This is a genomic window from Viscerimonas tarda, from assembly GCF_054601255.1.
In genome coordinates, this window is the sequence record NZ_BAAHWV010000004.1 from 72,512 (window position 1) to 95,716 (window position 23,205).

At 43.1% G+C, this 23,205-nt stretch carries 19 protein-coding genes; 11 read left to right on the forward strand and 8 right to left on the reverse strand.

From position 1 onward, the window contains the following. The first annotated feature begins 11 nt into the window (after window positions 1-11). From ACYPWY_RS02650 to ACYPWY_RS02670, 5 genes are all read left to right on the forward strand, one after another. Window positions 12-1,493, forward strand: coding sequence for a complex I subunit 4 family protein (locus ACYPWY_RS02650; protein WP_459683882.1), 1,482 nt, complete (start codon window positions 12-14; stop codon window positions 1,491-1,493). Window positions 1,494-1,540: 47 nt separating this feature from the next. Beyond that, entirely contained in the window at window positions 1,541-2,962 is a 1,422-nt protein-coding gene (locus ACYPWY_RS02655) for an NADH-quinone oxidoreductase subunit N (RefSeq protein WP_459683883.1), read from the forward strand. A gap of 331 nt (window positions 2,963-3,293) precedes the next feature. Further along, on the forward strand, window positions 3,294-3,905 hold the full coding sequence (locus tag ACYPWY_RS02660) for a DUF4254 domain-containing protein (RefSeq protein ID WP_459683884.1): 612 nt from the start codon (window positions 3,294-3,296) through the stop codon (window positions 3,903-3,905). Window positions 3,906-3,915: 10 nt separating this feature from the next. Then, window positions 3,916-4,950, forward strand: a complete 1,035-nt coding sequence (locus ACYPWY_RS02665) for a glycosyltransferase family 9 protein (protein WP_459683885.1) — start codon at window positions 3,916-3,918, stop codon at window positions 4,948-4,950. Next, on the forward strand, window positions 4,951-6,075 hold the full coding sequence (locus ACYPWY_RS02670) for a glycosyltransferase (protein ID WP_459683886.1): 1,125 nt from the start codon (window positions 4,951-4,953) through the stop codon (window positions 6,073-6,075). Window positions 6,076-6,144: 69 nt separating this feature from the next. On the opposite strand, the gene ACYPWY_RS02675 is transcribed toward ACYPWY_RS02670, so the two are convergent. The 4 genes from ACYPWY_RS02675 to ACYPWY_RS02690 form a co-directional block, all read right to left on the reverse strand. Then, window positions 6,145-6,675, reverse strand: coding sequence for an HD domain-containing protein (locus ACYPWY_RS02675; protein WP_459683887.1), 531 nt, complete (start codon window positions 6,673-6,675; stop codon window positions 6,145-6,147). A 27-nt stretch (window positions 6,676-6,702) separates the two neighbouring features. Next, window positions 6,703-9,432: an AAA domain-containing protein gene (locus tag ACYPWY_RS02680; protein WP_459683888.1), complete on the reverse strand. Its 2,730-nt coding sequence runs from the start codon at window positions 9,430-9,432 to the stop codon at window positions 6,703-6,705. Between the two features lie 277 nt (window positions 9,433-9,709). Next, window positions 9,710-11,413 carry a glutamine--tRNA ligase/YqeY domain fusion protein gene (locus ACYPWY_RS02685; RefSeq protein WP_459683889.1) on the reverse strand — a complete coding sequence of 568 codons (1,704 nt, stop codon included), beginning with the start codon at window positions 11,411-11,413 and terminating at the stop codon, window positions 9,710-9,712. A 19-nt stretch (window positions 11,414-11,432) separates the two neighbouring features. After that, entirely contained in the window at window positions 11,433-11,708 is a 276-nt protein-coding gene (locus ACYPWY_RS02690; protein ID WP_459683890.1) for a hypothetical protein, read from the reverse strand. A gap of 215 nt (window positions 11,709-11,923) precedes the next feature. On the opposite strand from ACYPWY_RS02690, the gene galE reads away from it, so the two are divergent. Then, the gene (gene galE / locus ACYPWY_RS02695; RefSeq protein WP_459683891.1) at window positions 11,924-12,958 is read left to right on the forward strand and encodes a UDP-glucose 4-epimerase GalE; all 1,035 of its coding nucleotides are present in this window, start codon (window positions 11,924-11,926) and stop codon (window positions 12,956-12,958) included. A gap of 525 nt (window positions 12,959-13,483) precedes the next feature. Here galE and corA read toward each other — a convergent pair. Beyond that, complete coding sequence (gene corA / locus ACYPWY_RS02700; protein ID WP_459683892.1) at window positions 13,484-14,431, reverse strand: magnesium/cobalt transporter CorA; 948 nt, start codon at window positions 14,429-14,431, stop codon at window positions 13,484-13,486. A 33-nt stretch (window positions 14,432-14,464) separates the two neighbouring features. Next, window positions 14,465-15,253, reverse strand: a complete 789-nt coding sequence (gene rsmA, locus ACYPWY_RS02705; RefSeq protein ID WP_459683893.1) for a 16S rRNA (adenine(1518)-N(6)/adenine(1519)-N(6))-dimethyltransferase RsmA — start codon at window positions 15,251-15,253, stop codon at window positions 14,465-14,467. Between the two features lie 109 nt (window positions 15,254-15,362). On the opposite strand from rsmA, the gene ACYPWY_RS02710 reads away from it, so the two are divergent. Continuing rightward, entirely contained in the window at window positions 15,363-16,361 is a 999-nt protein-coding gene (locus ACYPWY_RS02710; RefSeq protein ID WP_459683894.1) for a lysylphosphatidylglycerol synthase transmembrane domain-containing protein, read from the forward strand. An 84-nt stretch (window positions 16,362-16,445) separates the two neighbouring features. Beyond that, window positions 16,446-17,900, forward strand: coding sequence for an aminoacyl-histidine dipeptidase (locus tag ACYPWY_RS02715; protein WP_459683895.1), 1,455 nt, complete (start codon window positions 16,446-16,448; stop codon window positions 17,898-17,900). Between the two features lie 396 nt (window positions 17,901-18,296). Here ACYPWY_RS02715 and ACYPWY_RS02720 read toward each other — a convergent pair whose 3' ends face one another. Together ACYPWY_RS02720 and ACYPWY_RS02725 are read right to left on the reverse strand one after the other, a co-directional pair. Further along, complete coding sequence (locus ACYPWY_RS02720; protein ID WP_459683896.1) at window positions 18,297-18,419, reverse strand: hypothetical protein; 123 nt, start codon at window positions 18,417-18,419, stop codon at window positions 18,297-18,299. Between the two features lie 64 nt (window positions 18,420-18,483). After that, window positions 18,484-18,615: a DUF6722 family protein gene (locus tag ACYPWY_RS02725; protein WP_459683897.1), complete on the reverse strand. Its 132-nt coding sequence runs from the start codon at window positions 18,613-18,615 to the stop codon at window positions 18,484-18,486. Window positions 18,616-18,864: 249 nt separating this feature from the next. Between ACYPWY_RS02725 and ACYPWY_RS02730 the strand changes: the two genes are divergently transcribed. From ACYPWY_RS02730 to ACYPWY_RS02740, 3 genes are read left to right on the forward strand one after another with little or no spacing between them, the layout of a single operon-like run. Beyond that, window positions 18,865-19,761 carry a class I SAM-dependent methyltransferase gene (locus ACYPWY_RS02730; protein WP_459683898.1) on the forward strand — a complete coding sequence of 299 codons (897 nt, stop codon included), beginning with the start codon at window positions 18,865-18,867 and terminating at the stop codon, window positions 19,759-19,761. Between the two features lie 12 nt (window positions 19,762-19,773). Continuing rightward, a complete protein-coding gene (locus ACYPWY_RS02735) occupies window positions 19,774-22,296 on the forward strand; it encodes a YfhO family protein (protein ID WP_459683899.1) in 2,523 nt (840 codons plus the stop codon). Beyond that, window positions 22,293-23,195 carry a glycosyltransferase family 2 protein gene (locus ACYPWY_RS02740; protein ID WP_459683900.1) on the forward strand — a complete coding sequence of 301 codons (903 nt, stop codon included), beginning with the start codon at window positions 22,293-22,295 and terminating at the stop codon, window positions 23,193-23,195. The genes ACYPWY_RS02735 and ACYPWY_RS02740 overlap by 4 nt, the downstream gene beginning before the upstream one ends. Window positions 23,196-23,205 lie beyond the last annotated feature (10 nt).

Genomic DNA, 23,205 nt, shown 5'->3' on the forward strand with positions numbered 1-23,205 from the left:
CGATATAGAAAATGGATATTCTTTCAATTTTTGTCCTTATACCGGTTTTGATGCTATTGGCATTTATCCCGTGTCGAAATATAAAGCAAGTGCGCACAATAGCCGTTATAGGCGCTGTTGCCGAACTGATACTTGCCGTTAGCTTGTTGTTTCTGTTCTATGCCGAACGGAGTGCAGGCAACACCGACGAGATGATATTTATACACGATGTTGTTTGGTATTCGTCGCTCAACATCCATTACACGGTGGGCGTGGACGGCATATCGGTTATTATGCTGCTGTTGACCTCCGTCATCGTTCTCACCGGAACTTTTGCCTCCTGGAATATGAATCCGCTACCGAAAGATTTCTTTATGTGGCTAACCTTGTTGGCTACGGGTGTTTATGGATTCTTTATCTCCATCGACATGTTTACCATGTTCTTCTTCTACGAAATCGCCCTCATCCCCATGTATTTGTTGATTGGGCTTTGGGGAACAGGCCGCAAAGAATATTCGGCCATGAAACTGACGTTGATGTTGATGGGTGGTTCGGCCTTCCTTTTTGTGGGATTGCTGGGTATCTATTTCAATTCATCCACAACCGGCGATTACACGTTCAATATACTGGAAATAGCTAAAAACGGAGCTATCCCAACAGAAGCCCAATACTGGATATTCCCCTTGACATTTGTCGGATTCGGCGTTCTTGGAGCGCTTTTCCCTTTCCACACTTGGTCGCCCGATGGTCATGCCTCCGCGCCAACAGCCGTATCGATGTTGCACGCAGGGGTGTTGATGAAACTTGGAGGCTACGGATGTTTCCGTATAGCCATGCGCCTGTTGCCTCAAGCAGCGGACGAACTTTCGTGGATATTTATCATACTAACAGGTATCAGCGTTATTTACGGAGCCTTGGGCGCTATTTCGCAAACCGACCTGAAATACATCAATGCCTATTCTTCGGTGAGCCATTGCGGTATGGTACTCTTTGCCGTACTGATGGTGAACAGGACAGCCATGACCGGAGCCGTGATGCAAATGCTTTCGCACGGATTAATGACAGCCCTCTTTTTTGCCCTGATTGGGATGATATACGGACGTACCCACACCCGCGACATTCGCGAGCTGGGCGGACTGATGAAAATTATGCCCTTCCTTTGCGTGTGCTACGTGATTGCGGGGATGGCCTCGTTAGGGCTTCCCGGATTAAGCGGATTTGTTGCCGAGATGACCATATTTATCGGCGCGTTCCAACATCAGGAATTGTTCTACCGCATATTCACCATCATCATGATTTCGTCGATTGTGGTAACGGCAGTCTATATTCTTAAAGTTGTAGGTAAAATACTTTACGGCCCTGTTCAGGACAATCACCATTTGGAACTGACCGATGCCGTGTGGCACGAAAAGGTGGCGGTGGCAGGTCTTGTATTGTGCGTTGCCGGAATGGGCTTGTTTCCCGGATGGATTTCTGACCTGATAAGTTCCAGCCTCAGTTACATACCCTATTGAATTAAGTAAGAATTGATTTTGTAAACGATATAAATTAAGATATAAAAATGGATTTAAGTAATTATTTGTTGATGAAGCCCGAATTATCGCTGGTAGCGGTGTTTCTGTTGTTCATAATTTATGACCTGTTTGCTTCTGACAACGCCAAAAAGTACTATTTTCCAATAGCTTGCACCCTGTTTTTGATTCATACGGTATATTGCTTCTTTGTTCAGGAAACAGGAACTGCTTTTGCCGGAACCTATGCAACAGGCCCCGCGCAGCATACCATAAAATGCGTCCTGAACATCGGTGTATTTCTTATCCTGCTTCAGGCAAACTCATGGCTATCCAAACCCGATTCGATATATAAGAGAGGCGAATTTTTTATGCTGACCATACTCACCCTCTTCGGCATGTATCTGATGATTTCGTCAGGGAACTTCCTCTTGTTCTACATTGGTTTGGAAACAGCCTCGTTGCCCATTGCGGCCTTGGTGGCATTCGACAAATACACCCACCATTCGGCAGAAGCGGGCGCTAAATATATCTTTAATGCCATCTTCTCGTCGGCCCTCATGATTTTTGGCTTGTCGTTCCTCTATGGGGCGTGTGGCTCTTTGTACTACACCGATATGGCAGCCGCTATTATCTCAACCCCGTTGATTATCATGGGGACGATTTTCTTTATGGGAGGCTTGTTCTTCAAAATATCGCTGGCGCCTTTCCACCTGTGGGCGCCGGACGTTTATCAGGGTGCGCCGACAAACGTTACGCTTTACCTGTCCACCATCTCGAAAGGAGCTTCGGTTTTTGCCCTGATGGCCATTCTTTACCAGGTCTTTCCGGCATTGTCGGAAGTGTGGCAGAGCGTGCTTTGGATTATCATCCTGCTGACGATTACTGTGGGTAACTTGTTCGCCCTCCGTCAGAAAAACATGAAACGTTTCCTGGCTTTTTCTTCCATATCGCAGGCCGGCTACATTATGCTGAGCGTTTTCGCCGGAACACAACTCGGTATGGGAGCCAGCATATACTATATATTTGTGTATATATTCTCTAATCTGGCCGCATTCGGCGTCATCTCCGCTATTGAGGATAAAACAGGCAAGCTGAGCATGAATGACTACAACGGTTTGTACAAAACAAATCCGAAATTGGCGCTGGCGATGATGATTGCCATGTTTTCGCTCGGAGGAATACCTTTCACTGCCGGCTTTTTCAGCAAAATGTTTGTCTTCATGGCCGCTATGCAACAAGGGTACATTGTGTTGGTTATTCTGGCTTTCCTGAACACCATCGTATCCCTGTATTACTACTTGCTGGTGGTGAAGGCCATGTTTATCAACAGCAGCGATTCGCCCCTCGAAACAGTAAATACCGATGGTTACCTCAAAGCCTCGTTGATAGTGTCGATGATTGGTATATTCGTGGTAGGCGTTGTGAGCTGCATCTATGAGTATATTAGTTCTGTTAGTTTTGGTATTTAAGAATCAAATGGCGAGCGAATAAATTCACAGGGCAAACCTTGAAAAATTTTAGAACCACTGTTACGGATGAGATTCCTCCCTTTGGTCGGAATGACTCGCCTATTGGGGGTTTAAGGGAGTAGGAAGCGGCGGCTTCGCCGCCGCTTCCTACTCCCCTCTCCCAAAAAGGAGACCGTCATTCCGACCAAAGGGAGGAATCTCCTGCTCATAGCAACTTTTTTTGAAATAAGAGACTAAATAATTATCTTCTACATAAGAAAGTATTTTTTTGTTTTGTTTTTTTCCACTATTCAACTAATAATGCTAACTTTGTGAAATAAAATATAATCTAATGACCTTTACTGCTATATGCAACTCGGTATTTGATAAAGTTATCGAGGTTTATCACCTTACCGACAATGTGGATGCGGAGTTTGAAAATCCTTATAAATTGCCGCAAATTGAGTATTTCCTATATTCAAAAAATTGGATAGACACCGTTCAGTGGCATCTCGAAGATATTGTCAGAGATCCCGATATTGACCCGGTTAAAGCCTTGGAGATAAAGCGGCGTATTGATAAGTCCAATCAGGAGAGAACAGACCTCGTGGAACTGATTGACAGTTACTTTTTGGATAAATACAAGGATATTAAACCCTTATCCGCTGCCAGAATAAACACCGAAAGTCCGGCATGGGCTGTTGACCGTCTGTCTATATTGGCCCTTAAAATATACCACATGAGGCAGGAAGTTGCCCGCACGGATGTCGATCAATTGCATCACGACCAATGCCGGAAAAAATTGGACATTTTGCTGGAGCAACGAAAAGACTTGTCTCTGGCTATCGAAGAACTGCTGGCCGACATAGAGCAAGGACGAAAGTTTATGAAGGTCTATAAGCAGATGAAAATGTACAACGACCCGGCCTTGAATCCTGTTTTGTATGAAAAATCAAAAAAATAACAAATAAAAAATGTCCCGAGTTCTCATAGTAAGAGTATCTTCGTTTGGTGATGTAGCAATGTTGATTCCTGCTGTGTATTCTGTGGCAGCAAGGTATCCACACGATCGGTTTGTGGTGCTGACAAGAAAGGCTTTTGCTCCATTGTTTGAGAATATCGGGTTTAATGTAAACTCTAAAAGTTTTGATGCCAACCGGCATTCCGGCTTCTTCGGGTTACTGAAGTTGATTCTTTCGCTACAAAAAGGAGGCTATTCGCATGTGGCCGATATGCACGATGTGCTTCGTTCAAAAATTATCAGAAAAGTTTTATTCTTTCAAGGGAAAAAAGTCGCTCACATCAACAAGGGGCGTGCCGAAAAAAGCGAAATGATTAAAACCAAAGAGCTGGATGTTCCGCTTAAACATGTAATAAATCGTTACATGGAGGTTTTTGAGCAAATCGGGTTTCCGGCAGATATTAGTTTCACCAACTTTTTCGAGTTCAGAGAACGAACAATATATCCTTTGCGTACTGTTATAAAAGAGAAAAAAGGAAACTGGATCGGAATAGCGCCTTTCTCTAAACATGAGGAGAAAATATATCCGCTGCAAAAAATGGAAAATATTTTGGCTACTCTTTCCGAAAATCCCGACAACCATATTTTCCTGTTCTCCTCGGGTACGCAGGAAGACTTAGTTACACGGCAATGGGCCGAAAATTATCCGCAGACTATCAGCATCTCGGGCAAATTGAATCTTGAAAACGAATTGCTGCTCATCTCTTTTCTGGATGTAATCATATCAATGGATTCGGCCAATATGCATCTGGCTTCGCTTGTCGAAACGCCTGCGGTATCTGTTTGGGGAGCTACACATCCGGCTTTGGGCTTCTACGGATACGGACAAAAACCCGGGAATGCGGTACAAATCGACCTCCCGTGCCGTCCCTGTTCGGTATATGGCGATTTGCCCTGTATGCGTGGCGATTATGCGTGTATGCATCAGATTGACGAATCGGCGGTACTGGAGAAAGTGGAGAAGATACTTTCAAGTAAACAACAATAGATGAAAATTGCTATTTTATCCCCGTTTTATCCATTCAGGGGAGGACTGGCTCAATTGAATGCCCGGTTATATACCGAGCTATCCCTGAACAACGAGGTGGCGGCTTTTTCTTTCACCACTCTCTATCCCAATTTTTTGTTCCCCGGCAAAACCCAATTCGTAACCGAGGGAGATACCGCAAAAGAAATAGAAAACAAGCGGGTGCTGAGCGCTATAAATCCGTTCTCGTACATCATCGCCGCCAAAGCCATCAACAAATTTTCGCCCGATATACTGATTATCCCTTACTGGATGTCGTTCTTCGCGCCGGCTTATGGCAGCGTTTGCCGTCTGTTGAAGAAAAAAACAAAAGCGCTTTCCCTCGTTCATAACGCCACATCGCACGAGCGAACTATTATCGAACGGCCTTTGGCCAACTACTTTTTCAGTTGCTGCGATGCTTTTATTGTGATGAGCGAGCCGGTCCGCAAAGATTTGTTGTCGCTTCGCAAAGATGCCAAAATCACCTTATTACCGCATCCCATATACGACCAGTATAAAGAGAAAATCGACAAAGAAATAGCCTGCAAACAGCTGAATATTGATGCTGCGAAAAAAACAGCCCTATTCTTCGGGTTCATCAGGGACTACAAAGGCCTGGATATACTTATTGAAGCAACCAACTATTTGCCGGACGATTATCAACTGGTGATTGCCGGAGAATGTTACGGCAGTTTTGAAAAATATGCGCAGCTGATTAACAGCTCCAGCCTGAAAAATCAGATTGTTGTTTTTGAACAATACATCAACGACGACATGGTAACCACTCTTTTTTCGGCTGCCGATGTACTCGTATTGCCCTATCGCTCGGCCACGCAAAGCGGAGTTGTAGCCTTAGCCTATCAGCTCGAAACACCGATGGTAGCCACCGATGTGGGCGCCTTGGGCGAAACCCTGAAATCGACCGAAACAGGCATCGTTGCAAAAGGCGTTTCGCCAAAAGAAATGGCCGAAGCCATTATGGAATTTTTCGACAGCGGAAAAGCGGCATTCTATACCGAGAATACCCGCAAAGAAAAACAGCGGTTGTCGTGGAAGAACTTTATTGTACAGCTGGAAGATTTTATTGAACGGGAGGTTGTTTGAGTAGTTGGTTACTCACCGCAACTTGTTTAAGGCTGAAGGCCTTTAACAAGTTGCGGCAAAGACGGAAAATCACAAAAACAAATCGCACCACTCCACAAACCTGTTAACCGATTGCCCTCCAAATTTAGAGAGACTTGCTATAACCTGCTCCGGTGTTTTTTCTTTCCCCAGTTTTGATTTAGAGTAGAAGCAATCGGCAAAGCAAATTACTTTTTCTTCAATGCTTAACGGCAGCATGTCGCGGTGAGGGAGGGGCAGGTTTTGAGCTATAATCGCTTCGGTGGTAAGCCCTGTTCCGGTGTGCCTCTCGCACACCAACGCGTGTTTGGGGTATCCTTCGGCCTGCATCAGTTCGCTGCCCAAATAGCCGTGAGCAATGTAGGGATGCGTACCGAAACTGTGTATAGAGGGCGCATTGGTCATAAATATGCCAATGTCGTGAATCATTCCGGCCTCGCCGACAAACCGGTTGTCAATACCCAATTCGGGATGCTGCTCTGATATAGACAATGCCTTCTGCGTTACCGACAGGCTGTGCTCTACCAGTATTTTGTACAGCTCGCTATTTTTGTCGTAATATTTTTCTATAATATCTTCCATAATAATGGTTAAGATTGTTCATCATATTCAATATTGTATTTTTAAAATTTGCAATTTCTTTTTTATTTGCTCTTTTTCCAAACTGCCACTTGTTCCTAATCGAATATATGGCAGATTTATTTTCTCAAGAATTGAATTTTTCAAATCATCACGCCTTGACTGTGGTGTTCCTTTTTTGTGAAATGCTACGCCATCTACTTCGATCACCAACCTTGGCAATTTACTTATTTTGTCAAAAATCAAAAAGTCGAAATGCGTTAATTCATTCAAAGCATATTTTGCTTCTTCATCGTTCAAATTATCAGTATTATGCAAAACCATTCTCATAGGAATATGAATTTTTACGCCAAATTTTTGAAAATCTTTTTCCTGCAAGATTTCATCTATTTCATTGAATAACAGGTTTTCGCTGTCGTATTCGGAAACAATCTTTTTATTTTCAAGATATTGAAGTCGTTTTTCATTATGGCATTTGAACAGCAAATCAAAAACAGAGGAAATTTCACTTTGAACAATTTCCAAATTATTGTATTCTACATATTTAACAAGGTCGCCAATATTCGTGTCCTGTGTCATATCATTTCCATTGACCACTACAATAAGTTGGTCTTTTGCCCTTGAAACTGCCACATTCAGGCGATTGGCATTGTCAGCAAATTCCGATATTTCGTTATCAACAGTAGAAAGAACAATCACATCATTTTCTCGTCCCTGAAATTTATCTACCGTATCGGCTTGAATATTCGTGCCTGCAAATGCCTGCCGTAAAGCATTTGTCTGATTGCGATAGGGCGTAACAATTCCAAGCGACACATCTTTATCCAAATTTTGCTGAGGAATAATTTCGTTTTTTATCACATCAATTTGCCGCTGATTGATACGGTTTCTTTCGTGGCTACCTTCTACCGTTTTATATACAATCAAAGGGCTACGTTTTGATTTTGCCTCACTTAAAATGATAAGTTGATTGTTGTAAAATTTCTGATTGCAAAAATCAATTATTTTCGGGTGGCAGCGATAATGTTCGCGCAATAAAGTTCTCGGTGCATTAGGAAACATTTCCGTCAAAGAAAGTAAAATACTGTGATTTTTGTAATGATAGTATTCAGGTAAATTATATTCAGCAAAAAACTTGTCGGTTTTTTCTGCATCTTCGCTATTTACAACATTGGGCAGTTGCTTTAAATCGCCTACAATAACGGCTTTTTTCGCACAAGACAAAGCCAATGCTCCTGTTGCTAAATTTACTTGCGAGGCTTCATCTACAATAACATAATCATACATTATTTTGTTTGACAAACTGCTTCTCAACGAATAGGTTGTGCTTAAAACAACAGGATATTCTTCGATAAATTTTTCGGAATTTTTCCAAAGCTCATCAATTTCAAACAACGTTCTTTCTTTCCTTTCATATTTTCGCGCAAGTTTATCCCGAAAAATCAGCAGCGACAATTCGGAATATTCTTTCATTTTCCTGTCAAAATCAAAATCGTTTAATTCTTTTTCAAGAGTATTTATTGCATTTTTAATTTCTGCTGTTTTACTATTATAAAAATGTTTCCTGCAATAATGTAAAGCATCTGCTTCTTCCGAAATAAAAAATACAGATTTATCAACTATACCATATTTAATGTAAAACTTCAGGCGTTTAATCCATTTCTGCAACCCGTTTGTTTTATGATATTTATCAATAAACTTATAATTTTCTAAATACAACCAAATTTCTAAAATGGTATCCGAATTTTTATTCCCGAAAAAGTGTGCAAATAAATTGGAATCATTATTTTGAAAATTATTCTCAAAATACTTGTATTCTAATTCAATACCGTCTAATTCCTGTTTTAAATGTGATAATTCGTTTTTTCTTTGTAATTTTTTATTCAGTTTTTCAAAAAGCGATTTTAATTCTATATCAACTTCGTTCTTTTCTTCGGCAGATAATTCCCATTCTGCAAAGGTTGGAAAAGATTTATTTTTTTGCTCATCAATAAACGCTTGTTTATTTTCTCTGCTACCAAGATATGCTGCTATAAAATCAACTTTGTATTTTTCTAATTTTTCAAGCACATTTTTTGTTGCCGAATTATTGCTTGACACAACTGCTACACTTTCGCCTCGTATAATTGCATTTGCAATAATATTTAGAATTGTTTGTGTTTTACCTGTTCCCGGCGGACCTTCGATAATGCTCAATTTGTTTGTTAATGCTTTTTCTACGGCATTTTTCTGACTTTCGTTAAAACCAAACGGATAAACGGCGTTTGATAAATATTGTTTATTGTAATAAGATAATTTTTCTGTTAAGAAGTCAGATAATACACTTTCAGAACTTACAAAGTCAATTTTATCATATTGATTTGCAAGAATGTTTCCAATGGATTCGTTTTTCAAACTTACGGCTGTTGCAATGCGTTTCAGGTACTCAAATCGTTGCTTTGCACTTTCTTTCAACAAGGCAGACAGAATGATTTTTACATCCTGTTCTCTGTACGAATATTTTTTTTCGCTGTTACAAAATGTAATTTCTACCTTATCGCCAAATTGCTGCCAATTCTTAACGCTATTGGTTTTATCTTCGCCTTTTATGATTATTTGATAGTTCAAAATTATTTTATTGTAATTATTGTATTTTTTTCTGTTTGTTTCTGCCACTTCGGGACGAATGGGGGCGGTGGGGTTCCCATTTTCGTAGAGCGTTACCCAGTCGTGGTCGGAAGATTGTAAATTTTTATGATATAATTGTTTGAGATGCTGCAATCCGTTAGGATTGCATCGCTCGGTAGCATAAGAGTAAGTTAACGAGGACGCATTCCATTCGGAATGCGACCCTTATTAAGCCTGATTTTTCTACCGAGCGAATCATTCCTACGGAATGATGCTAATAACACGCAACTTTATATTTGTATAACAAATAATTACAATCTTCCGAACACCTCTGGGCGTTGCCATATACTAATGCTTAAAGGCTTTCAGCCTTAGCCTATTGGCGCGAAGCAACAATAAATTCATTATTCACATTAGTCTCATTGGCAAATTACTTATCCTTTATCTTCTGCCAGGTATCTTTCAACGAAACGGTTCTGTTAAACACCAGTTTATCGACTGAGGAGTCAGGGTCGATATTAAAATAGCCTATCCGTTGGAACTGAAAATTATCCAGGGGTTTGGCATCCTTCAAGAATGGTTCTACTTTGCAGCCGGTTAGCACTTTCAGCGAATCGGGGTTGAGTAGTTCTCTAAAGTCTTTTTCCTTTTCTTCCGCCGAAGGATTTTCGTCCATAAACAAGCGGTCGTATAAGCGTACTTCGGCATCTATGGCCTCCTTGCACGATACCCAGTGAATGGTTCCTTTTACTTTTCGTCCGCTTTCTTCCAGCCCGCTTTTGGTCAATGGGGCGTACTCGGCATATACCTCAACTACCTTGCCCGCCTCATCGTGTTTGCATCCTGTGCATGTAACAATGTAGGCCGATTTCAACCGTACGTCCTGTCCGGGGGTCAGTCTGAAATATTTTTTCGGGGCATCCTCCATAAAGTCGTCCCGTTCGATGTACAATTCTTTCGAGAAAGCAATCTTGTGGCTTCCGGCGCTTTCATCTTGCGGATTATTCTGGGCGTCCAGCATTTCGGTTTGTCCGTCCGGATAATTGGTAATAATCAATTTTACGGGGTCGAGGACAGCCGATACACGCGTAGCTTTTTCGTTCAGGTCTTCCCTGACGGCGTATTCCAGCAGAGCCACATCAATTATTCCATCGTACTTGGTGTAACCTATTTTGTCGATGAATTTCCTTACCGACTCGGAAGTGTATCCCCGGCGGCGATAACCGCAGATGGTCGGCATACGCGGGTCGTCCCAGCCATTCACATAGCCTTCCTTAACCAGTTGAAGCAGTTTGCGTTTGCTCATAACCGTATAGGTCATATTCAGGCGGTTAAATTCAAACTGGCGTGGTCTGTAATCGTCCGATGCCAATTGGCTGATAAACCAATCGTACAGCGGGCGGTGCACCTCAAACTCCAAGGTGCAGATAGAATGGGTAACACCCTCAAAGTAATCGCATTGACCATGGGCGAAATCATACATCGGATAAACATTCCATTTGTTTCCGGTGCGGTGATGCGCCTGCTTGATGATGCGGTAGATGATGGGGTCGCGAAAGTGCATGTTGGACGATGCCATATCTATCTTGACGCGTAAAACCATGCTTCCTTCCTCAAAGAGACCTTCGTTCATTTTTCCGAACAAATCAAGATTTTCTTCAACCGGACGGTTCCGGTAAGGGCTTTCGACCCCTGCTTGGGTAGGCGTTCCTTTTTGTTTGGCTATTTCTTCCGCCGATTGTTCGTCCACGTAAGCTTTTCCTTTCTTAATCAGTTGAATAGCAAAGTCCCACAACCGGGGAAAGTAATCGGAGGCATAAAAAACATTTTCCCAGTCGAAGCCCAGCCATTGAATATCTTTCTTGATTGACTCAACAAACTCAACGTCTTCTTTCACCGGATTGGTATCGTCGAAACGAAGATTACACAGCCCTCCGTATTTTTGAGCTATCCCAAAGTCGAGGCAAATAGCTTTTGCGTGGCCTATATGTAAATAGCCATTGGGTTCGGGCGGAAAGCGGGTTTGCAAGCGTCCGTCATTTTTCCCCTCTTTCAAGTCTTTTTCAACAATAAGCTCTATAAAGTTAAGACTTTTCTTTTTTTCTTCAATAGCGTCGTTTATATTTTCCATCATTTATCATTTCATATAAAAATCAGTATTCAGCATTTTCCAGATATTCCCGGAGATAAAAATCGTAGGTGTCGTAAAATTTCCTGAAATCTTCCGTCTGTCGGTACTTATCCATTATCCGCTGAACTTCGTTATAATTGCTTTCGGCCTGCTCCAGATTATTCTCCCTCGAATAAGTCATCGACTGTTGAGTTAAATAGGCTGCTTTCCGGGCATCCTCTTCAAGCGTTGGCTCGGAGCACGATGCCACGAAAATAAAGAATAAAAAGAAACTTAATAATAGCTTTACCCGCTTCATTTTTCTGGTTTTTCGACAAAGGTAGGAAAAGAAGTGAAAAACTAAAAATGAAAAATGATTTTCTAATGTGCTAATGGAACAAAATTCTGTAGAGACGCGGCACGCCACGCACTCACATTATTCACATTGGCACATTATTCTCATTAGCTTATTGTCATATTTCCACTTTATTTGTGCTATATTTGCAGCTTAATTTAGAAATAAAACCGTAAACTATGAAAGGAAAGATTTTAGTAACCGGCGGAGCCGGATACATTGGTTCTCACACAGTTGTAGAGCTTCAAAACGCAGGTTATGAGGTTATTGTAATTGATAATCTGTCGAACTCAACCGCCGATTCTATTGATGGTATCGAAAAAATAACCGGTATTCGTCCTGCTTTCGAAAAACTTGATTGCAACGATATTGACGGACTAAATGCGCTTTTTAATAAATACAAAGGCATACAGGGCATTATTCATTTTGCCGCCAGCAAAGCCGTAGGGGAATCGGTGCAAAAGCCCATACTCTACTACCGCAACAACCTCAACTCCTTAATCAACTTGCTCGAATTGATGCCTGTACACGATGTGAAAGGAATTGTTTTTTCGTCTTCCTGCACCGTTTACGGCGAACCCGATAAAAACCCCATAGACGAAAACGCCCCCATAAAACCGGCCACTTCGCCTTACGGAAATACCAAACAAATCAACGAAGAAATTATTCACGATTACATTCGCTCGGGAGCTGCTGTCAGGAGCATCATCCTGCGCTATTTCAATCCCATCGGGGCGCATCCGAGCGCCGAGATAGGCGAATTGCCCAACGGCGTTCCTCAAAATCTGGTGCCTTTCATCACTCAAACGGCCATAGGCGTCCGTCAGCAACTGAGCGTTTTTGGCGACGACTACAATACACCGGACGGATCCTGCGTCAGGGATTTTATAAATGTGGTCGACTTGGCCAAAGCACACGTAATAGCCATCGACAGAATGCTGGGAAATGTATCGGAAGACAAAGTCGAAATCTTTAATCTGGGAACAGGCACAGGGGTTTCGGTGCTGGAACTTATCAATGTATTTGAAAAAGTATCCAACTCGAAGCTTAACTACAAAATAGTTGGCCGTCGCGAAGGCGATATTGAAAAAATATGGGCTGCCCCCGAAAAAGCCAATAATGTATTGGGATGGACAGCAAAAGAAAACATCGACGACACCATGCTCTCGGCCTGGAAATGGCAATTGAAGTTGCGCGAAAAAGGGATTATGTAAAAGGCATCCCCAATTCTTTGAAGTGAATTTATTGTAGAGAGGTTTTTTAATACTTAAAGGCTTTCAGCCTTAGCTTGGCGGCTATATCTTTTATGCGATAGCCCGCGCGCTTCCTTTAATAAATTAGTAAATATTACTCTTTTTTATGTTATTTGCTTTTTAAATCCTAAGGCAAACGCATGAAAAATTATATACTTTCATTGTGTAAAAGTATATTTTTTAAATTACAATGACTATTTTTCTCCAGCTATTTTTATCTTATTTTGAAACATTATTCGCCCTTTTTTTGTCTGTCTGTCATTGCGGGCCCCGACCCGCAATCTCCTGCGCATGGAACAAAACTTCCGGTTTTTGCTCGTTTTGACGGTGTGTGTGTGTCGGGTGTATGCCATACGACCCTACGGGAAACGCGTCATTTTGTCCAACCTGATTTATAATCCAATCGGAGGGTGTGTTTAGTCCCATGCGGGACTGAGCCCCCGTGGGAGAGATATAGAAAAGTCCCCCCTACGGGGGATTAGGGGGTTACAGCCACTTCTTCTTCCTGAAGATAAAAAGAATAATGCCGGAGGCAAACACCATCAGGGCAATAGAAAAAATGTAGCCCCATATTCCCCATTCCATTTCGGGCATTCCGGGGAAATTCATGCCGTATATGCTGGCTATCAGGGTAGGGGGCATGAAGATGACAGAGATAACGGTAAACATCTTTATTATTTTGTTCTGTGCCACATTAACAAACCCGAGGAAGGTATCCTGCAAGTAATCGAGGCGGTCGAAACTGAAGCGGATGTGTTCCAGCAGCGAATTGATGTCTTTGATGATGATGGTCAGCTTATCGTGCAATTCCCTGGGGAATATTTCGCTTCTCAGCATACTCGATACGGCGCGGTATTTCTCAATGATATTTTCACGGAGCAGCATGGTTTTTTCCTGCAAGTCTTTTATTTCCATCAACAGTTCCTCATCCACCTCGTTGGTATTGATGCTGTTACTCAACACGGTAATGCGCTGAGTGAGTTCTTCAATCATATCGGCGTCGGTTTCGACACGGGTTTCGAGCAAGGCCACAAATACATGGTAGCCAGTGGGGTAATTCCGGGGGTTTGCCGATATTTTCTTCACCGTTTCGTGGAACGAGAGCAATTCTTCGTCGCGAACGGTAATCAGAATATCGTTCTTCATAATAAACGAAATGGCTTCTCTTTCAAACGAATTTAACAGGAAGTTGAGGTTGACGACCAGCGAATCGGATGTTTCGATATAACGCGAAGACATCTCAATTTCGATCATTTCTTCCTCTTCCTGTATATAGATTTTCAGGTAATCTTCCAGTTCGTTCTCAATTTCTTCGTCAACGTTGTTTAAGTCAATCCAAAGAAACTTTTTGATGGGTGTTTCTTTCAAAAATTCAAGGCTACGGCTGATTCTGATTGCATTGTCTTTATGATAAAAAAGTTTTACTTCTGCCATAAATTCTCAGATTTAAAGGGGTTTGCACTCTTTTTAATTCTGCTGGCCCTGGAGGTATGCTTGCGTAATATTGGCCAGTTTTTCGAAATCTGAAACCGATAGCTGCTCGGGGCGTTTATCAAAAATTGGGTCGGAACAGGCCTCACAATTTTTTCCCAACAAGGGTCTCATCGAATTACGCAAGGTTTTTCGTCGTTGATTAAAACTTGTTTTGACGACCGTCTTGAAGAGCTTTTCATCACAATCAAGGCTTTGCCGGTCGTTCCGCGTCAGTTTAATCACCGCCGACTTGACCTTTGGCGGAGGGTCGAAAACCGTCTCGTCCACGGTAAAAAGGTATTCAATATCGTACCATGCCTGCAACAATACGCTCAATATTCCGTAGGCTTTTTTCCCGGGTTTTGAGGCGATGCGTTCGGCAACTTCTTTTTGCAACATGCCCGCACAGCAAGGAACATGATTTTTGTAATCGAGTACTTTAAAAAATATTTGAGACGAAATGTTGTACGGATAATTCCCAATCACACAAAATTTATCGGGATAAATGTCCAATAAATCCAGCTGAAGAAAATCGGCTTCGATGATATGTCCGTCGAGCGAAGGAAAGTGTTCTTTGAGGTAAGGTACTGAATCCCTGTCGAGTTCCACTACCGTTAATTCGCCTTTTTCTATCAGGTATTGTGTGAGAACACCCATTCCGGGGCCGACTTCAATGATGGGTACACCGACAAAATTATCCAGCGTATTGGCTATACGTTGGGCAATTTGCAGGTCTTTCAAAAAATGTTGACCGAGGAATTTTTTAGGCTTAACAACTCTCATCCGCAACTAATGCTTATATTTGTACCTTGCAAAGGTAGTGTTTAATTCCAAAAATCAGAACACAACAGGTTCATATTATTACATTAAAGCAAAATATTAAATTATAACGATGGAGCAGTCTGTAGAAGAAAAATCACCGAAGAAGAGCATAGTGGGCAAAATAGCGAAGTTTGTTCTTCCTTTGGCCTTGGGTATTTTGATATTGTATTTCCTTTTTCGCGATATAAATTTCAGTGAAGTTTGGTCGGTACTTAAAGATGCCAATTATGCAATATTGGCATTTTCGTTGATATTCGGCTTGCTGGGAAACACCATCCGTGGATACCGCTGGGACTTGCTGATAAGGCCTTTGGGGTATAAAGCCAAGGTGTCCACGCTCAATTATGCCATTTATGGCGGCTATGCCGTTAATTTTGTATTTGCCCGCGCCGGCGAAATATGGCGTTGCGGAATAGTGGCAAAGGAAGAAAAAATACCCTTCACCAAACTGTTCGGCACCATGATTCTGGATCGTGTCCTCGATACTTTAACGGTGCTTTCGATTACTGTTATCGCGTTTTTCCTCAATATGCAGTTCTTGTTGAAGGCGAATCAGGAACGGATTGATGCGATACACAACATATTAACCTCTCCAATACTGTATATTGCAATTGTGGCGCTTGTGCTTGCGCTGTTTGTTATTTTCAAGTTCTTCGGGCAAAACTTTATTGTAAAAAAAATAGTCGATTTGGTGGCAGGAATGGGAAAAGATATGAAAATTATCTGGAAGATGAAGACGAAAAAACGCCTTTTCCTGTATAGTATCGGTATCTGGGCGTCCTACTTCTTCTATTTTTATATTACTTTTTTTGCTTTTGGTTTTACGAAAGACCTTGGTTTTACTGCCGCGCTGGTGGCCTTTGCCCTGAGCAGCATCAGTATGGGCGTGCCTTCCAACGGAGGACTGGGGCCCTGGCAACTGGCCGTTATCGCTTCCCTTACAATATATGGCGTGGATACCATGTCGGCAACAGCCTTTGCAACAGGCGTTTTCGCCATACAGTCGTTGTGGGTGATTCTGTGCGGATTGGTCGGAATCGCTATGCTGGCCGTTAGGAAAAAAAACTAAAGCCCCTCCAACCTCCCCGCCGGGGAGGCTTATAAAGTCCCCTTACGGGGAATTTAGGGGGCTGGGACTAAAAAATATATAGCTATGTCAAAAGAAATTTTATCTCTCGAACCGGAGAATGTGTGGAAACATTTTTATGAATTAACCCAAATCCCTCGTCCAACCGGACAAATGGCGGCGGTTACCAAATTTGTCTCCGGTTTCGGACGCTCGTTGGGCTTGGAAACAGTACAGGACAAAACCGGTAATGTATTGATTCGGAAACCGGCCTCAAAAGGAATGGAGAATGCGCCGGTTGTTATTCTTCAATCGCATCTGGATATGGTGCCCCAAAGCAACTCGGACGTAAAGCACGATTTTGCCAAAGACCCGATTGATGCACGCATTGATGGGAAAATAGTAAAAGCCACCTCAACTACATTGGGCGCCGACAATGGAATAGGCGTTGCCGCTATCATGGCTATCCTTGAGGATAATAGCTTGGTGCATGGCCCCATCGAAGCGCTTTTCACCATAGACGAAGAGGTGGGTATGGATGGCGCTTTTGGCTTGGAACCGGGTTTCCTGAAAGGCAATATTCTGCTGAATCTTGATACGGAAGATTTAGGTGAATTGTGCGTAGGCTGTGCCGGTGGTACCGATGTAAACGTATCTTTTGGCTACAAGGATGCCGAAGTCCCTGTCGGTGATGTGGCGCTGAAAATCAGTCTTACCGGATTGAAAGGCGGCCATTCGGGCATGGATATTCATCTCGGACGGGCGAATGCGAATAAATTGATGTTCCGCTTCCTGAAAGAAGTCGTTCGCGATTACGAAGCGCGTTTGTCGTTTATCAACGGTGGTTCTCAGCGCAATGCCATACCTCGCGAGGCGTTTGCCATAATAACCGTCCCCGCAGGTGGAGAGGCCGGGATTATTGAACTCGTAAAGGCCTGTGAGGCGGTATATATTACTGAATATAAAGGAATAGAAACAAGTATATCATTCCGAGCCGAACCGGTCGCCTTGCCCCAGACGCTTATTCCCGAAGAAATACAGGATAACCTGATTAATGCGGTAGAAGCCTGTCAGAACGGTGTAATCAGTATGTTGACGGATTTTCAGGGGACGGTGGAAACATCAACCAATCTGGCTTCCGTTAAATCGTCTGCCGGATTGGTGGAAGTGAGGTTTCTGGCTCGCAGTTCGTCCGACACCCGCAAGGAGGCTATTTGTTCGAGTATCGAAAGCGCTTTTCTGCTGGCAGGAGCAAAGGTAGAGTTCGATGCATCCTATCCGGGCTGGCAGCCTGACGTAAACGCCAAGGTTTTGCATGTGATGAAAGACCTGTACATGGAATTGTATGGAAAACCGGCAGAAGTAAAAGTTGTACATGCCGGACTGGAATGCGGAATTATCCTCGGCAGCACACCCAATCTGGATATTGTTTCCTTCGGCCCAACCATCATGCATCCCCATTCGCCGGATGAGTACGTGGAGATAGAGAGCGTGGGTATTTTTTACGATTATTTGAAAGCTGGTTTGGGGAGATTGAAGTAAGGGAGAAAGGATGCCTTGCCTCTACGGTTATGATAGGATTGTAGGGGCAGACCTGTGTGTCTGCCCTCAGCTGGCGCGGATTTCCCAATCCGTGCCAACGAGTAACGGGTTGCGATGTTCTCAGTCAGACACGGGAACGGATTGGGAAATCCGCGCCAGCTGAGGCAGTTACGAGTTACAAGTAAATTACGAGTGCGGGGCTGTCTCATAAGCCTTATTCCCGAGCTTGTCATTGGCTCAGGCCGATTTACGCTCCGCTCCAATTGCGGATTCCGACCCGCAATCTGCTGACAATCATTGCACGTTTACTCAGGGGATCCCGTGTCAAGCACGGGATGACAGACTTTTGAGACAGCCTCACATCGTTTCCATCCTAATAAACTATACAGGGGATTATTAATCTTTATCCGAATTGCTATCCGAATGATGCGAATTTTTGTGGTCTTGTATCACAAAATAAATACCACCAACAAAGGCAATTAAAAGAACTACACCAAACATGAATAAAGCTCCGTTCATTATTTCTTTCCTTCCTTTTTTTGTGGCGCTTCTTTTTGTAAATAAAGCCCCCACGTCATTATTATTACACAACTATTCCGCCAACGATATATACAAATTGCTCTTCTTTTACTCCATTGAAAAAAGATGAAACGATTACTGCTGTTACAATATATTTGGCAATATCCATTAGCCACTTTCCAAACTCTTTCTTCATAATTGCAGGTTTACTATACAAAAATAGTTATTTTATTCTTAATTGCAAAAACCTGATAAATTTAAATAATAGCCCCCCTGAATCCCTTTGCTGGCTCCGTGCCAACGAGTAACGGGTTGCAATGTTCTCAGTCAGACATGGGCACGGATTGGGAAATCTGCGCCAGCAAGAACTTTGAACCTCGAACTTTGAACTTTGAGTTTAAAACTTATTTACTACATTTGTACCGTTTAAGCTTTTTCAATAAAAATGGCTACAATACATATAAATAACTGCCCTGTGTGTGGAAGTGAGGAGCTTGCTCCTTTGCTTTCGGGTAAGGACAATCTGGTATCGGGAGAGATTTTTACTGTCTTCTCTTGTGCTAAGTGCGGCTTTGCTTTTACACAGGATTTTCCTGCCGAAGGAGAAATCGGTAAATACTACGATGCGCCGGAATATGTTTCCCATAGCGATACGCAGAAGGGGATCATCAATACTTTATACCATCTTGCGCGAAAATCGGCGCTTAATTCAAAGGCGGCCTTACTGAAAAAAGTATCGGGCAAACAAACGGGTTCGGCGCTGGATATTGGCGCCGGTACGGGTTATTTCCTCAACCGGATAAAGGAGGATGGCTGGAATATTACGGGCATAGAAAAGTCCGCTTCGGCACGGGAATATGCGAAGGAGAAATTCGGACTGGATTTGTATGATTCGGATGCTCTTTTTCAGCTGCCGGAAAAAACGCAGGATATTGTTACGCTGTGGCATGTATTGGAACACCTCGAAAAGCTGAACGAAACCATGCAGCGCATACACCAACTACTGAAAGACGATGGGACGGCCATCATCGCCTTACCCAACAAAAGTTCTCTCGATGCCAGGCATTACAAAGGATTGTGGGCGGCTTATGATGTTCCACGCCATTTGTGGCATTTTTCTCCGTCCGATTTTCAAGGGTTGGCGGAAAAAAACGGCTTTTGTGTAGTTGCCCAAAAGCCCATGTATTTTGATGTATTTTACATATCAATGCTTAGCGAAAAAAACAGGAAAATGCCGCTTGCAAGCTTTGCAGGGCTGCTAAAAGGAGGAATCTTCTTTTTGCGAAGCCTGAGCGATGTGAAGAAATGCAGTTCTATTATTTATGTATTGAAGAAAAAATAAAAATAAAACCCCATGATTAATAAAGAAAAAAGCCTTGCCGGAAAAATACTTCCTCATGTAGCAGCCATCATTTGTTTCCTTGTCATCACTTTCACCTATTTCAGCCCCTTGCTGGAGGGGAAAGTCCTCGCTCAGTCCGATATTAGCCAATTTACGGGCATGTCGAATGAGTTGAAAAACTATTACAACGAAGAAGGTGTGGGCTCTGTTTGGACAGGTTCCATGTTCTCGGGGATGCCCGGTTACCAGATAGGTGTATGGGGCCCCAATCCGAATTTATTGAATTACGTGGAGAAACCTTTGAAACTCTTGAATGACCGGACTGCCGGCCCGGTGTTTGCAGGGATGTTAATGGCTTATATACTGTTTGTTATTCTGGGCTTTGGCGTTATTTCTTCCATGTTGGGGGCCATAGCGTTTTCGTTCTGTTCATACAACATTATCATCATTGAGGCGGGGCATGTTACCAAGGCTTGGGCAATTGCCTATATGCCGCTGGTTGTTGCCGGGTTGCTAACCACCTTCCGGAAAAAACAGTTGCTGGGTGGTTTGCTTATGGCCCTGGGACTGGCCTTGCAAATCAAAAACAACCACTTGCAGATAACCTATTATACCGGCATATTGTGTATTGTTCTCTACCTTGGCTTCTTGGTTAAAGAACTTCTACGGAAAGACCCTGAACCGGTATTGAAAGCTACGGGCGTATTGGCCATTGCGGTAGTATTAGCTGTTTTAAGCAATGCCTTTAGCTTCTATTCCAACTACGAAATGTCGAAGGAAAGTACGCGTGGCAAATCGGAACTGTCGCAACCTACCGAATCGGAAAAACAATCTTCGGGTTTGGACAAGGATTATGCATTTGCCTGGAGTTATGGCAAAGCCGAAACATTTTCGTTGCTCATCCCCAACATTAACGGTGGAGCATCGGGCGGTAAACTCAGCGCATCCTCCAACTTGTATCAGAAGTTGAGGGAAAACGGGCAGCAACTCCCTGCCGATGGGCTGCAAGGAGCGCCTACCTATTGGGGGCCACAACCCTTTACCTCGGGGCCTGTTTATTTCGGCGCTATAATTTGCTTCCTGTTTCTTTTGGGCATGATAATTATCAAAAGCCGGACGAAATGGTTATTGCTGGCGGCGACCGTGTTGTTTGTTTTTCTGTCCTGGGGAAAGAATTTTGAATTGTTCAACGATTGGTTTTTCTACTATTTCCCGATGTACAACAAATTCCGTGCGGTGTCGATGGCCTTGGTTATTCCGGCCTTGACGATGCTGATACTTGCCGTGTGGGGCATAAAGGAATTTTTTGACAGCGATGATAGCAAAAAGAAATTGAAATCGCTTTATATAGCTGCCGGAGTTGCTGGCGGTATATCGTTGTTTTTCTGGTTAATGCCCGATGCCTTTTTCAATTTTACCAGCGAAGCCGATGAGAGTATGCGCTCGCAATATCCCGACTGGTTCTATACGGCCTTGCTTCAGGACCGGAAAGATTTGTTGTCGTCTGATGCCATCCGGTCGTTTATGTTTGTTCTTTTGGCGGCTGTTGTGTTATGGGGTTCGGTGAAATTGAAGCTGGATAAACAAAAGGCGGCGATAAGCTGTACGGCAATTTTGGCTGTACTTGTTTTATGCGATTTGTGGAATGTAGATAGACGATACATTGATAATGACCAATTCAAAAATAAGCTGAACTATATGGGTCAAATGTTCACGCAATCGAATGCCGATAAGATTATTCTTCAGGACAAAGCCCCTTCGCACCGGGTGCTGAACCTCAACGACCCATTCAACGAATCAATGACGTCCTACTATCACAAGTCGATAGGGGGATACCATGCCGCTAAGCTTAAACGCTATCAGGAACTGATTGAATACCGTTTCTATCCCGAAATAAATCAGCTGATTAATTCGTTCCAGACAAACAACATTGATAGTATTATGGCTACATTCAGCCATTTGCCTGCACTGAATATGCTGAATGCGAAATACATTATATACAACCCCGAACAGCCGCCTTTGGTCAATCCGTACGCCTTGGGTAATGCCTGGTTTGTGCAGGGATACTCTTTTGTGGACAATGCCGATGAAGAAATCCGTGCGCTCAACGACTTGAATCCTTCGAGCCTGGCCATTATCGACAAACGTTTTGAAAAAGAACTGGCGGGCTTTGACGTTACGCCCGATTCTACGGCGACAATTACAATGACTTCTTATAAGCCCGACAAGGTGAAATATACCTCGGAATCGAAAGACGAAAGCCTGGCCGTATTTTCGGAAGTGTATTACGAAAACGGTTGGGAAGCTTATATCGACGGTAAATATACGCCGCATTTCCGTGCCGACTGGATATTGAGAGCCATGCGCATACCTGCCGGACAGCACGAAATTGAGTTTAAATTCGTGCCCCACGACTATTATGCCTCGGTAATCGTGTCGCGCGTTAGCAGCGGATTGCTTATCCTGTTTTTGTTGCTGGGTGTGGCTTCTCTATTCTATAAAAGGAAAGAAAAAACGGATAAGACTGTATCATGAGATTTTCGTTTATCACTTGTACCTACAACCGCGAAAAGTATCTGGAGCAAACCCTTCGTGCTGTTTGCGAACAAGACTTTCCGCCCGAAGATTACGAAATTGTAGTCGTTGATAATAACAGTACCGATAACACGGCGAAAGTCTGTACGGAATTTCAATTAAAATACAGCGACAGGCAATTCCGGTATTTTAAGGAGGAACAACAAGGCTTTTCGTTTGCGCTTAACAGGGGTATCAAAGAAGCCAAAGGCGAGTACCTTATTTTTGCGGACGATGACGAAACCGTAAACCCCGACCATCTGACACGATTGGACGGACATCTGAAACACTATCCGCAAGCCGGATTAGGCGCTTCTCCGGTAGCGCCTGTTTACGAAATAGAACCCAAATGGATGTCTCATTTCACGCGGCGACTCATCGGAGGTTACTTCAACCAGGGAAAGGAAGTAAAAAAGCTCAGCTTTAAAAACTACCCCGGAACAGGGCACACGATAATTAAAAGGGAATTGTATCAACGCTTTGGCTATTACAATACCGAATTGGGACGTAAAGGCAATTCCTTGATTGGCGCAGAGGACAAAGACATGTTTCTCCGGCTGATTAAGCATAACATTATCTGCTATTACTTCCCCGATATACCCATCTATCATCATATTCCTCAAGCTAAGCTGACCGATGATTATTTCCGCCGCTTAACTTACTCTATCGGCAAGAGCGAGCGCATCCGCACGAAGTCCGTATCGGGTAAGGCATACAACAAGCGCTTGTTTGATGAATGTGTGAAGTGGGCGGCCTCTATCGTGCTTTGTGTAGGATACACCCTTGCATTTACTCCGGCAAAAGGGATAAAGCTAATCCAATTCAGGTACAATGTAACGAAGGGCTTATTGGGGAAATAATCCATCAGTA